The sequence below is a fragment of the Paenibacillus lignilyticus genome, from assembly GCF_017942085.1.
Taxonomy (GTDB): Bacteria; Bacillota; Bacilli; order Paenibacillales; family Paenibacillaceae; genus Paenibacillus_Z; species Paenibacillus_Z lignilyticus.
In genome coordinates this window covers 617,501-630,861 of the sequence record NZ_JAGKSP010000002.1, presented here as the reverse complement: position 1 = coordinate 630,861, position 13,361 = coordinate 617,501, and the positions used below count along the sequence as shown (strand labels likewise).

At 46.1% G+C, this 13,361-nt stretch carries 7 protein-coding genes and 1 pseudogene; 7 read left to right on the top strand and 1 reads right to left on the bottom strand.

The genetic code is table 11. The annotated features are described in order from the left end of the window. Positions 1 to 16: 16 nt before the first annotated feature. Positions 17 to 118: pseudogene (locus tag I8J30_RS32900) on the bottom strand (DNA-binding response regulator); the annotation flags it as partial. A 1,695-nt stretch (positions 119 to 1,813) separates the two neighbouring features. Here I8J30_RS32900 and I8J30_RS07820 point away from each other — a divergent pair. The 7 genes from I8J30_RS07820 to I8J30_RS07790 all read left to right on the top strand — a co-directional run bounded on the left by I8J30_RS07820 (position 1,814) and on the right by I8J30_RS07790 (position 12,954). Further along, on the top strand, positions 1,814 to 2,077 hold the full coding sequence (locus tag I8J30_RS07820) for a DUF6199 family natural product biosynthesis protein (RefSeq protein ID WP_210656939.1): 264 nt from the start codon (positions 1,814 to 1,816) through the stop codon (positions 2,075 to 2,077). A gap of 12 nt (positions 2,078 to 2,089) precedes the next feature. Next, complete coding sequence (locus tag I8J30_RS07815; RefSeq protein WP_210657567.1) at positions 2,090 to 2,338, top strand: restriction endonuclease; 249 nt, start codon at positions 2,090 to 2,092, stop codon at positions 2,336 to 2,338. Between the two features lie 329 nt (positions 2,339 to 2,667). Continuing rightward, entirely contained in the window at positions 2,668 to 4,974 is a 2,307-nt protein-coding gene (locus I8J30_RS07810) for a helix-turn-helix domain-containing protein (RefSeq protein WP_210656936.1), read from the top strand. A gap of 204 nt (positions 4,975 to 5,178) precedes the next feature. Continuing rightward, positions 5,179 to 6,153, top strand: coding sequence for an ABC transporter permease (locus I8J30_RS07805; protein ID WP_210656934.1), 975 nt, complete (start codon positions 5,179 to 5,181; stop codon positions 6,151 to 6,153). Between the two features lie 30 nt (positions 6,154 to 6,183). Then, complete coding sequence (locus I8J30_RS07800; RefSeq protein WP_240547974.1) at positions 6,184 to 7,047, top strand: carbohydrate ABC transporter permease; 864 nt, start codon at positions 6,184 to 6,186, stop codon at positions 7,045 to 7,047. A 106-nt stretch (positions 7,048 to 7,153) separates the two neighbouring features. Continuing rightward, positions 7,154 to 8,728: an ABC transporter substrate-binding protein gene (locus I8J30_RS07795; RefSeq protein WP_210656931.1), complete on the top strand. Its 1,575-nt coding sequence runs from the start codon at positions 7,154 to 7,156 to the stop codon at positions 8,726 to 8,728. 236 nt (positions 8,729 to 8,964) lie between these two features. Beyond that, a complete protein-coding gene (locus I8J30_RS07790; protein WP_210656929.1) occupies positions 8,965 to 12,954 on the top strand; it encodes a fibronectin type III domain-containing protein in 3,990 nt (1,329 codons plus the stop codon). Positions 12,955 to 13,361 lie beyond the last annotated feature (407 nt).

The following is a 13,361-nucleotide window of genomic DNA, read 5'->3' as shown; positions in this document are numbered from 1 at the left end:
GACAGCATTCAAAGCGGATGCGGCTGTTCATGTAGAGGTACTTGAGCAGCTCGTATTCCGTAGGCGACAGCTCGAGGAGCCGATCCTCATAATGGATTTCGCCGCGCCTGTCGTCGATGACCCCTGTCAAGTAGACAGCTGAAAAAAGCTAAGCAGCCAACGCGCATCGGTACTCAATCGGTGCGCGTGAAGCTTAGACCTTGTCATTACGCTAACGGGCACGTTAGTTCAGAAACACAAAGAAGCGGCGTTGTTCGTCACTTTCGACACGTTCGCCGAGCTAAACTTACCGGCCGATAATACGTTACTCACCGTCACTAGGGCAGGTAAAATAAAAAAGCTGAGATTACAATTAATCTCTAGTGAAGTTGAAGGTGCGGGATTTGAAACCAGTTCTCAAACAGCTGCCTTATTTGGCTTTAGAACCGGCGATAGATACGCTCTGAGGTTTAATCAAGTGACTAATGTCCTCGAAATTCGAAGCGTCGGTGGCAAATAGAACATTTCTTACATGGATAAACCAACCCCAGGAATGGAGTTGGTTTCTTTTATGCATAGTCATAAAATCGTCACGATTCCGATCTCGGGCGAAGCGAAGCTTAAAGCGGAGCATGGTTGTCGGGTGACAAGAACATTATCTCAGAGCAATTGGATAGCACGATTAACAGCGTCGTGGAGGACAGCAAGTCGAAGAAGTCATAGCAAGAAGTGAGCGAGGCAACCCAAGCTTTATTTATGGGAACCGCTTTATTTCTGGTTGTCGATACTATATATCCTAATGTTAGAGGACAGCGGTTATCGAGACACGAAACTGCTGTACCAGCTATCATAGTTCCACCTTTATACCTTGCCAAATTCATGTTTTCGGCATTAATTGAATGGAAACGAGTAGCCACAGAAGGAGTTGGCGGTTATGTCCTGTTCATGTCAAGCTTGTCGGAAGCTGCCTAGATATCGCGGAAAGAGAGCAACCAGACGTGGAACCATGGTTCGTGCGAGAATCGGAAACGGGACGCTAAGCGTTCCAGCCATTATCTGCAATGGATCTAACCGAGGACTAGGGTACAGCACGAAAGGTGAAAGAAAATTAACGAACACGGGCTCGATGCGAAGCGCCAGAATCGGGAGAGGAATGCTAAGCGTGCCTTCCTTAGTCTGTACGGGATGTCCAGTAGGACACTATTGTGGAACGAATGAGTTGATTGATAACCATGGTCTCAATTTGTACGTAGATTATGACTTCAATCCAGGTACATTCGTAGCTGAGCTCAGTTTAAGATTAAATAATACAACAATAGCAGCACGTGCCCTAGACCCGAGAAATCCAAGGTGGGCCATCTATGGCGACGTTCGTTACGGCAAGCTGCATATCACCGATTATTTAATTTTCTCTCTGGAGGAGGCACGCCCTAACTTCGTCACACTTGTCGTGAGCGGACTTGGTGTTTGTCTGCCAAACCCGAATTCCGGCAATGAAAATTGTGAAATTATCCGTACGACGGAGATTGCAAGGTTCCCTATCTTCTCAACTGGTGGAAGGCATAGAAGGAGAAAGTGCTAAGCCGCGATTACCGCGGCTTTTTTTGTCGGGTGACAAGAACATTCAGTTTCAAGTGTAAGAGGACAAGAACATATATGCATTAGAATCCGCGTTTTACGCGGTTTTTTTATTTTATGGATACAATTTCTTGTCTTTCCAAAAGACAAGAAATTGTATTGTTTCCCAATAAAGGACACAAAGAAGATAGTTCAATCATTTCGCGAATATCTTAATTCATAGCTGATAAGGAGAGACAAGGGGGGCTTTATCGACATGGGCGACCGCATTATTCTTGCTACGGTAATCGCAGTAATACTAATAGTCCCAGGAATACTCTCAATAATAAAATCTGAGATAATGTACAGGTCCTCAGCGACATACGTATCTCCAAAAAAACCATCAAGAGCTGCAAAAAAGAGATTTAGAATAAGTGGATATGTAAGTGCATGCTTAGGGATTGTTTTAGTAGTAATTGAACAACTAGCCTCTTTGAGATTGTCATTTATTAAAATGGTTAGTACTAATGATGATGTGTGAAAAACTTTATTTATTGGTCTCTGTTATAACTATCCAGTTGGCTTTGAGCCAATTGCCATTATCCATTCACAGATGATTAAGCAAAAGGCAGCCGGCGGATATGTTGTGACAACAAGCAGTTTTACTCAAAACGCAGTTGATTACGCCAAGGGGTTAAATATTGAGTTAATTGGCGGGCAAAATCTTGTTGAATTATGGATCGATAGCTTAGAAAAAAAGGGTGCTTTGTATTCTAAGCTTATACAACCATCTACAATATAAATGAATTTGAAAATAACGCCTCACTCATACATGAGTGAGGCGTTATTATTTGATTTTCATCATTTAAATGACATTTCTACATACGAGTAGTCATTGAAACGAGCTGCAACCGTAACCGTATCAATTTAATCTGATTTACTAAACGAGGGACTATTGAAGGAGCCCTTCTTTCAGGACAATTGAGCTTAGGGAAAACGCGAGTATTGTTACAAATAGCCGGAAATAGGACTTTGTTTTTACAGATATCTTTGTATTATATAATTAAGCGTAATTTACTTCGTATCCTAATCAGACATTCATATCGTTAACATGAAAGGAATAAGCTCCCCATGAGATTCCTTAATTTCTACCGCTCGAAGAAGTATTTGCAACGAATAATTCTTTCGGTTACTTCTTTGATCATCATTCTCGTTTCGATATTCTCTTATATCGTGTTTCAATATGCACAAAATATAATTATAGGGATCCAGAACGAATCCAATACCAAGGTTTTATCTCAAATTCAATACAATATCGACTACATGAACGAAGTGGTCCGAAATATAGCGACTTCCCTTTATTTTGATAACGATGTCATTCCATTGATGACGGCCAGTAAGCCGGATCAGGTAGACTTATTGACGCGTAGAATGAAAATCGATAAGTTTGCGGATTATACTCCGTTCATTGATTCCATCATTGTTTACAACGGGCAGATGGATAAATTCATATGGGGAGGAAATGCGGAATTGCAGAATTCCGCGGACATCCGATATGCCAAATTAAAGGAACTTCTGAACGGGCAGCATGAAGTCCCGAAGATGAGGCTGTTTTCGCTGAAAGAAGATGTCTTCTCCATCGTTAACTATGATGCTTTCCCGTATAAGAAGGGAAAGAGCGCACTCTTCATAAATGTGAAAACACAATGGTTGTTTGAAAATATTCAAATCATTAACCGGTTGGCGGGACAATTGAATGAAAATATATTCATCGTCGATGAGTTAGGCCATTCCATTACCCCGCACAAGGATGCAGCAATCTCAGCGCCTGAAATTCAGCAAATCATTACTCAATTACCTGCCACAGAGGGAGAAAGCGGTTATTACCGTTTTGGGTCGGGCAGCAAAGAGAAAATGATCAGTTATATGAATATTCATGAGAACGGCTGGAAAATCATCAGTGTCGTACCGCTGGAGATGCTGATGGGAAAAGTCGAACGGCTAAAAACGTTATTGATTCTCGTGACAAGCGGATTCTTATTTATATCGATCCTTTTTGCACTCTGGATCTCTCACCGGCTTTACCGGCCGGTAGGCAATTTGCTTAATCACGTTAAACCTTTACGTGCCGTAGATCAGGAGCAGGGGCAAAAAGGCGACGAACTGGCTTATATTTCAAGTGAGTACCATCGCGCGCTTGCTCAGGTCAGCAAGGCAGAGAAGGATCAGATTTCGATGCACAATATAGCTCGGCAATTTTATCTGCGTAAATTGATTCACGACAGCCAGACGATTTCGGACATTCAAATTCAAGAGTATATCCGGGAGAATGAGCTGAACATAGGTTTAACCGGCGCATATTTGCTCTGTATCATTAAGATCGATAAATCGCAAACGTTCATACCGATAAGGGAGAAGAAGCTCGTTTATTTCGCGATCTCCAACATCGCGCAAGAAATCGTCGCGCGCAAATACCGCTGTGAAACCGTTGAGATGAAGCAGGATCATCTGGCGATGCTCATTAGCATCGAGTACGCGGGCGATGAAATGTACCGAGAGCTTATAGCAGAACTCCAGCATGTACAGGAGGTCGTACTCCGAATGTATCATGTCACGTTCTCGGCTGCGTTCAGCGAGGCGGTGGACAATTTGGAGAAGCTGTCCCATTATTACAATGAAGCCCTGCACGATTTTCAATATAAGTACATTTTCGGCCCCGGAGCTGTTATTGTCCCCGGCATGATTAGCGTGAATCAGAGGAATCATGAAGCGAATCTTCCGGTCGAGCTTGAGAAGAAGCTGATTGAATCGATCAAGTTAAATCAATCGGAGTTATTTGGAAAGACGCTGGACCGCACGTTTAAGCATATTTCTTCCCTGCATTACGATTATATCGAATACATGATCATGCACGTTCTATTATTGATGAAGGTCGCAATCAAAGAGATTAACCATAATCGGATTCATCCGGTTTCCATCGATTTAAGCGATACGAATCGTAAGATCTTAGAGTCGGAGACAATGGAAGAGAGCAAACTCGTATTTCAAGCGATTTATGAGGAGCTATCCGACAGGCTGAATCATCAAGAAGCCGACGGACGCAATGAGGTATTGATGGATGCCATTAAGGAAATTATCGAGACCAAGTATACGGATGTGAATCTGAGTCTTCAGGAAATCGCGGATGCGATGAGAATGTCGCCGACCTATATCGGCAAGTTGTTTAAGAAGTGGCACGGTCAGTCGGTTGCGGAGTTCATTAATGAAATCAGGCTGCGTTACGCCGTTCAATACTTGGAAGAAAATAAGTACAATATCAATGACATTATCGATAAGGTCGGATTCGGCAACAGAAGCATTTTCTTCCGCTTATTCAAGAACAAATTCGGAACGACACCTAAGGAATATCGCATAAGTAAATCGATCATGGACAATTAAATCGTGCGTAAAACGGAACCACCCACTGCATAGCAGCAGTTTGGGTGGTTTTTTACTTTTAACTGCTTTTGAGACTGTGAACGACGACTAAAAACCACTTTTGTGACTATACGCAGAGGATCGATTTTTGCAAAGATGAGAGCGTAAAGGGAAACAATCGCAACCATCAAATTCGCTTGTGATAGGAGAGCAGAGGAGACAAATATGAAACAGGCTGCAGGTACGGAAATCCATCTTGAAAGGAACAGATCAAGGTTACTGGTGAAGAACAAATCGCTCTGGAGACAGCTCGTGCAGAACTTCGAGCTCTTTACATTGTCACTGCCGGGCGTCCTGTTCTTGTTCATTTTCGCGTATATCCCGATGTTCGGAATCATTATTGCCTTCAAAAATTACAGGTTCGATAAAGGCATCCTAGGCAGCGAATGGATCGGGTTCAAAAACTTCGAATTTCTGTTTGCCTCCGATACGGCATGGCGGATCACTCGCAATACCATCTTGTACTCAAGCGGTTACATGCTGATCGGCACATTCACGGCATTGCTGCTCGCGATCTTCATGAACGAATTAACGAAGAAGTGGATTAAGGTCCATCAGACGATTATCTTTCTGCCGCATTTCGTTTCTTGGGTGGTTGCCGGTTACTTGGTCATCGCGTTTCTGGACCACAATGCGGGGTTTCTCAATCAAATGCTGGAATCGATCGGTTGGAGGCCGCACAAATGGTATTTTGAATCGGCGCCTTGGCCCTATATTCTGAACTTGGCCAATCTGTGGAAAGGAATCGGGTTCGGGACGCTGATCTACTATGCGGGAATTGTTGGCATCAATCCGGAGTATTACGAAGCGGCGAGGATTGACGGGGCTTCCCGAACACAGATGGCGGTTAAAATCACGCTGCCGATGCTTAGTTCTCTGATTACGATTCTGCTCATTCTTTCGATCGGCAATATGTTCAGAGGCGATTTCGGACTTCATTATTTCATTCCGAATGATTCGAAATTCGCGCTTCCGACGACGGATATTATCGATACGTATGTGGTTCGGGCACTTCGCTCGCTGGGGGATATCGGAATGTCTTCCGCGGCCGGCGTATACCAATCGGTTGTTGGCTTCATCCTTGTTGTGCTCGCCAATTGGATCGTCAGACGAATCAATAAAGATAATTCATTGTTTTAGGAGGATAAAGGTGTGACACAGAAACAGCTTATGCCGCGTATCGTGAACTTGTTTTTCATAGGACTCAGTACCCTCATGATAATACCGTTCCTTCTTGTCATCGCCGTGTCGTTCTCCAGCGAGGCTTCGATTAAGAAAAACGGGTATGCTTTTATTCCGGAAACGTTCAGCATGCAAGCGTACAAGTATATTTTCGACATTCCGGAGGTGGTGATCCGAGCCTACGGCGTAACGATCTTTATTACGATTGTCGGTACTGTATTCAGCCTGCTGATTACAACCATGTTGGCTTATACGATCTCGCGCAGTGATTATAAGCTTCGAAATGTGACTTCCTTCTATGTGTTCTTCACGATGCTGTTTGGCGGGGGCTTAATTCCATGGTATATCCTCATGACCCAGTATTTGCACCTGAAGGACACTATTTGGATCTTGATCGTGCCAGGCTTGTTCAATGCTTGGAATGCGCTGGTATTAAAAGGCTTTCTCTCCAAGATACCGATGGAAATTATCGAATCGGCCAAGATGGACGGCGCGGGAGAGTGGCGGATATTCTTTACGATCATTATACCGCTGTCTACGCCTGCGCTTGCGACGATGGGACTTCTGATTGCTTTTGGATACTGGAATGAATGGTTCAATGCACTGCTTTTCATTGATAATCAGAATCTCGTACCGCTTCAGCTACTGCTTGTTCGCATGATGAACAGCATTGAGATCATTACAGCGAATTTGGATCGCTTCGGATTGCCGAGCTTAGATACATCCAAATTTCCGACGATGTCTGTCCGTATGGCGATGGTTGTCGTTGCGGCAGGCCCAATGATGCTCGTATTCCCCTTCTTCCAGAAGTATTTCGTGCAAGGTTTAACGATCGGTTCTTTGAAAGGATAATTTCGAGACTATATGGAGGGCTTGAACCAAAGGAGGTAGAATGGAAAAGATGAGCCCTTCAGTAGTTTGAAATAGAGTCATCCATACCATTTTGGGAGGGTCAAGAATGAATGCGATTAACAGACAAACAGGAATGAAAGGCATGTTAGCTCTTATGTTTGCCTTATCAATTGTGATTAGCGGCTGCTCGTCCGACGACAACAAGGAAGGGGCTTCCACTAACAAACAGAATGAGCAAACGCCCGCAGCAGACAATACGGCTACTAACGCGGATACCAAGGGAGAACCGACCGAGGCCGAGTTACCGCAGGTCGAGCTGACTTGGCATTACGGAACAGGAGCTCTTCAGCCGGATCAACAGGAAGTGCAAGATGCCGTAAATGCGTACCTCAAAGACAATACGAAATTAAATGCAACGATAAAGCTGGTCCCGTATGATTTTGGCAGCTACGATCAGAAGATGAACCCCATGATTGCAGCCAATGAGAACATGGATATCGTATGGACGACAGCATCATGGCTGCTCAGCTACTCGCAAAATGTGTCCAAAGGCGCTTTCCTGGCACTTGATGACTTACTGCCGAAGTATGCTCCCAAAACCGCAAAAGAGATGATGCCAGATAAATTCTGGGAGGATATTAAAAACCCTGCGGACGGTAAAGTGTATGCCATCCCGAATTATCAAGTAGCCGCTACGGCAGCGGGCTTCGTATTCCGCAAAGATCTGGTGGATAAGTACAACTTTGATATCACTTCGGTTAAGAAAACAGCGGACTTGGAGCCGTTCCTGAAGACGCTGAAAGAAAATGAGCCGGATATTATTCCGTTCGCTTTCCAAGACTACCGCAACATTCCGGATTACGGTAATGAATTAAGGAACAGCGGCTGGATATGGTACTACAAGAATAATCCATTCATACCAGTCGATACGAACGCTTCACCGGAGCGCCTTGCGTATTGGAACTTGATTCACAGCTGGTATGAGAAAGGGTATGTGTATCAAGATTTGGCAACAGTGAAAGATTTCGATGCCTTTATTAAAGAGGGCAATGTCGCGGTCTCGACGGACGTCACCTTTAAACCGGGCGGAGAGTTCGAGATGAAAACAAAAAACGGCGGGCATGAGGTCGTCAGGCAGCAGCTTAAGGAGTCATCGTTCACCGGGGTAAATGCTACGATGAATGCCATTAGCAAAAACTCCAAAAACCCGGAAAGAGCTTTGATGTTCTTAGAATTGGTCAACACCGATAAGACTTTATACCACCTGCTTTGCTACGGAATCAAAGGCAAACACTACAATGAAGTGGATGGTTATTATCAAGCTATCGAAGGCAGCGGCTACAACCCAGGTATCGATTGGGTGTTCGGCAATCAATTCAATGGCTTGCTCAGAGAAGGGCAGCCGAAGGATTTGTGGGAGCAAACGAAACAACTGAATGAGTCGGCTGAAGTTTCGCCTCTATATGCCTTCCATTTCAATTCGGAATCCGTAAAAACCGAAGAAGCCGCAATTAACGCAGTGAACGATGAATACTTGCCGATGCTGAATTTCGGTGTCGCAGACCCAGCAACGATGCTGCCGAAATATAAGGCTGCATTGGAGAAGGCGGGGCAGAAAACTGTTGAAGCTGAAGTGAAGAAGCAGCTTGACGCTTGGATGGCCGCAACAGGAGCTAAATAAAGTTATCTTCTTATGGGGTCCGTCGGCACATCGCTGACGGATCGCATAATAGGTTAGATTTAACGAGGAACATAGTCCATTTCGATACTTTTCTCCAAAATTGTTACTATTCAAAAGACAGTTTCCACAATTATTATCGAAACCGTACTCCATTAAAGTTGAATATGAAAGCGCTTTATTTACTGGTTGGAAAATGGATCGTGTTAGTATTCGTGCACTAACAAATTGGAGGGGAAATGATGTTCAGAAGGTACTATTTGCTCGCATTATCGGTTCTGATTGCTTTAAGCGTGTATGTCACGGGTCCACAAATTGCAAATGCAGCAACCTCCTACTATGTCGCGACAACAGGGAGCGACACCAATTCGGGCACGCAAGCATCGCCTTTCAAAACCATTCAAAAAGCAGCAAGCATCGCAGTCGCAGGAGACACAGTCATAATCCGCGGCGGTACTTACCGGGAGACAATAACGCCCGCCAATTCGGGTTCGGCCGGCAATTTGATTACCTATCAAGCTTATACGGGGGAAACGGTAACGGTAAGTGGAGCGGATGCGGTGACAGCGGGATGGTCCGTCCACTCGGGATCTGTGTACAAAGCGACCACAACGCTAGGACTGGGTGCGGAAAATCAAGTCTTCGTGAATGGGGAAATGATGATCGAGGCCAGGTGGCCGAACATTACGGACCAAGACGCTGTACTTAGCAACCCTCAGTTTAGAACGGCTGCCGGAGGCTCGGTTACGCAGGTTTCCGATTCCGGTCTTACGCAAGCGGCCGGTTATTATACCGGAGCCCGGATTTGGGTAGACGCACCGAACCACTGGGTTGCCCAGACAAGCGTAATTACGAATTCCGCCGTCGGTTCCGTTACGTTCAATACGGTTCCTTCCGATGCCGTTCCGGGAGCGGGAAGCCGGTATTATCTATACGGCAAGCTGAATTTACTCGATACAGCCAAAGAGTGGTACTATTCGGCAGGGACTTTGTACCTCCAAGCTCCGGGTGGAGGCAGCCCGACGAATGTGGAAGTCAAAGCTCGTCAGTACGCATTCAATCTTGCTAACAAATCGTACATTCAGATTAAAGGATTGAAGCTGTTCGCGAGCTCGATCAGCACGAACAATTCAAACAACAACATCATGGACGGAATCGATGCTAAGTATGTGACGCATACCAATACGCCTGGATACGCTTGGGGAGACGATACAACTGGTATTCAGATCAAAGGGAACAATAACGTGCTCAAGAACAGCCAAGTGGCTTACAGCTCCGGCAACTGTGTCGTCGTTACGGGAAGCGGCAACAGCGTCGTGAACAATGAAATCCACGAATGCGATTACAACGGAACGGACGATGCGGGTATCTATGTCAGCTCGTACTACACCGCTCCCAATACGTTGCTGGCCTACAATACGATTTATAAAACAGGACGCGGCGCCATCCTGCCGAAAACAACGAGTGCAGTCCGCATTACCTATAACGATATCTCACACTTCAGTACGCTGATGGACGATGCCGGCGCGATCTATGTATTTCGTACTGATGGGGCAGGTAGCGAGATTGACCATAATTATATTCATGATGGAGATGAAGGCCTAGTAAGCGGCATTTACTTGGATAATGGATCTTCCAATTTCTTAATCCACCACAACGTGATGTGGAATCTGGCATTGGGATTTGCGATGAATCCGCCAAGCCATTTCAATTTGATTTATAATAATACACTTTATGGCATTGAAGGCATTATGGGCGGCGACGATTATTACAGCTTCCAAATCTTCAACAATATTCTTGAAATAGCTGCGCCAAGCAATTATGCCGTCTGGGGCAAAAATCTGCATGCCGACGTTTCCGATCTTCGATTCGTGAACTCAGGAGCAGGCAATTTCCGCTTGCAGAGCGGCTCCAAGGCGATTGATGCCGGACAGGTCATTGCCGGAGTTACGGATGGTTATACGGGTTCGCTGCCCGATGTAGGCGCTTATGAGTATGGGGGAGCAGACTGGACTCCGGGACGAAACTTCGCATCTCCTCCTAGCGCAAGCTTCTCTTTAACAAATACGAGCTATAAGAACCTCCTGGCAAACAGCGATTTCGAGAATGGGCTGAATTCCTGGACGAAGACGAACGCTCAAACGGCAGTAACCGAAAGCTCGAGCTTCTCCGGTTGGTCAAGAGTGAAGCTCGGAACGTCAGCGGATGGCGTGCAGCAGGTGATCACGGGACTTAGCCCAAATACAACCTACACCTTGTCGGGCTGGGGAAGTGTTGGTGCTTCGGGGACGACGGTCAGATTGGGCATCAACTCGTACGGGGGCTCAGATCAGTATGTGACGTTCGATACAACCTCGCAAACAAGAAAGTCGTTAAACTTTACTACGGGTGCGGCTAACACTAGCGCAACGATCTATTATTTGCGGCCGGCAGGGGGCAGCGCTAACGCATATGGAGATGCGTTTGGCGTTACCTTGGTTCAACCCGCGGCTGATACGCTTTTTATCGAGCCAGTGACAAGCGATTACTTGGCCAATTCGCTCACGAACCCCGGTTTCGAATCAGACTTTACCGGGTGGCCTGTAGATTGGACGAATACGTCGATCACAACGACAGCGGCTAATGTACACAGCGGTACGAAGGCGATGCAGCTGGGTACGGGTACAGCGGGACGCGTGCAATCTTTTGCGAGTCCGGTAGTTGGAGCGGTATACCGGTTAGGTGGCTGGGTGAAGGTCACGAATCCTTCCGAGACTGTATTTATAGGGATTGGATTCGTCAACAGCGGAGGCTCGACGTTCCTCGAGCACAAAATGAATTTCCACAGCACCGGTTACGAGTACAAGGAAATATTGTTCAAAGTTCCTGCTGGCACAACCTCCTTTAATGTATTTCCTTTCATTTTGGGGGCGACAGGACTTGCATACGTGGATGATCTTACGCTTAATCGCGTACAGCTATCAGGCGGCGGTTCAGGAGGGACCACGACGACCGTATACGAAGCCGAGAATGGCACCTTTGCAGTCGGTGCTCAGCAACAAAATGCAAGCAACGCTTCAGGGGGCAAGGTGGTCGGAAATATTAACAGCGTGGGCGCATACTCTCAAATCGCCAGCGTTAATGGGGCTGCGGGAGGAAATGCGAGCTTGGTCATCCGTTATGCCAATGGATATGCAGACAATCGGAGCTTAAGCTTGTATGTCAACGGCGTGGATGTGCAGCAGATTACGTTTGCTCCGACGGGAAGCTGGAATACGTTTGCCGATACTGCGGCAATCACCATTCCTCTGAATGTAGGCACTGGCAACACGATTAAGCTGCAAAGAGATTCGGCCGACGTTAACGCTGCAGACATCGATAAATATACGATTACGACATCAGGTGGAACGAGCGATACGACAGCTCCCTCTGCGCCGACCAATTTGGCATCGCCTTCGAAGACCGATACATCGGTGGATTTGACATGGACCGCTTCTACCGATAACGTATCCGTGACCGGATATGATATTTACCGCGGAGGAACAACATTGTGCGGCTCGACGACGACAGCAACAAGCTTTACTTGCACCGGATTGACGGCAAACACAGCATACAGCTTCACCGTGAAAGCGAAGGATGCCGCTACCAATGTATCGGCAGCGAGCAGCGCGCTTAATATAACGACGAATGCTGTATCAGGGTTGCCGAGTCCGTGGCTCAATCAGGATATCGGAAGTGTTGGCATAGCAGGAAGCACAACATATGCGAGCAGTACCTTTACCATAAGCGGAGCCGGCATCGATATTTGGGGAACGGCGGACAGCTATCAATTTGCATACAGGACAATGAATGGAGACGGTGAGATTGTTGCCCGCGTTGCAAACGTTCAGAACACGGATGGTAACGCTAAGGCGGGAGTCATGATCCGCGAATCGCTGGCGGCCGGCTCCAAGCATGCCATGATGAACCTTACGCCGGGAGGAGAATCGCAGTTTATCAGACGTACATCGACGGACGGAACTAGCGTATATACATCGGGAGGCGGCCATCCGGCTCCATACTGGGTGAAGCTGGTGCGCAGCGGAACTACGATTAGCGCGTATACATCCGCGAACGGATCGAGCTGGTCTTTGGTAGGCGCGGAAACGATCTCCATGACCACGGACGTATATGTTGGATTAGCGGTACTCAGTAAGGTTAATACAATGCTTAACACGTCAACAATTGACAACGTAAGTGTGATTCCTTAATAGTATTATGTTAAAAAAGCCTCTGCCGGTTTAGTCCCCTCCGGAAGTGACCTACGTTTCGTAGACAGTCGCGGCTGAGGCTTTTGGTAGAAGCGAGGCTTGTCCGATGCATATTGCTCCGAAACCGATCGCGGTGCATAAGCCGACGGCCATTATTTTACGTAGAATAGGCTTTGCAAACATGTGAATCCCTCCATTGTTTGATATCGGGATTCACTCTATCACAAATCCGAAAGCCTAATCTTTTCCTCTAAGAGAGAAAATTCCGTCAGATCGGCTGCTTCGACCCTTTATTAGAAATTTATGGGAATTTATTAAGGCATGCTAGGAAGTGTGATCTATACCGATTGGCGATTCTGCAATTGGCTGTTACTGGTTTCGAATATCGTAATAGTTTACAAAATTAA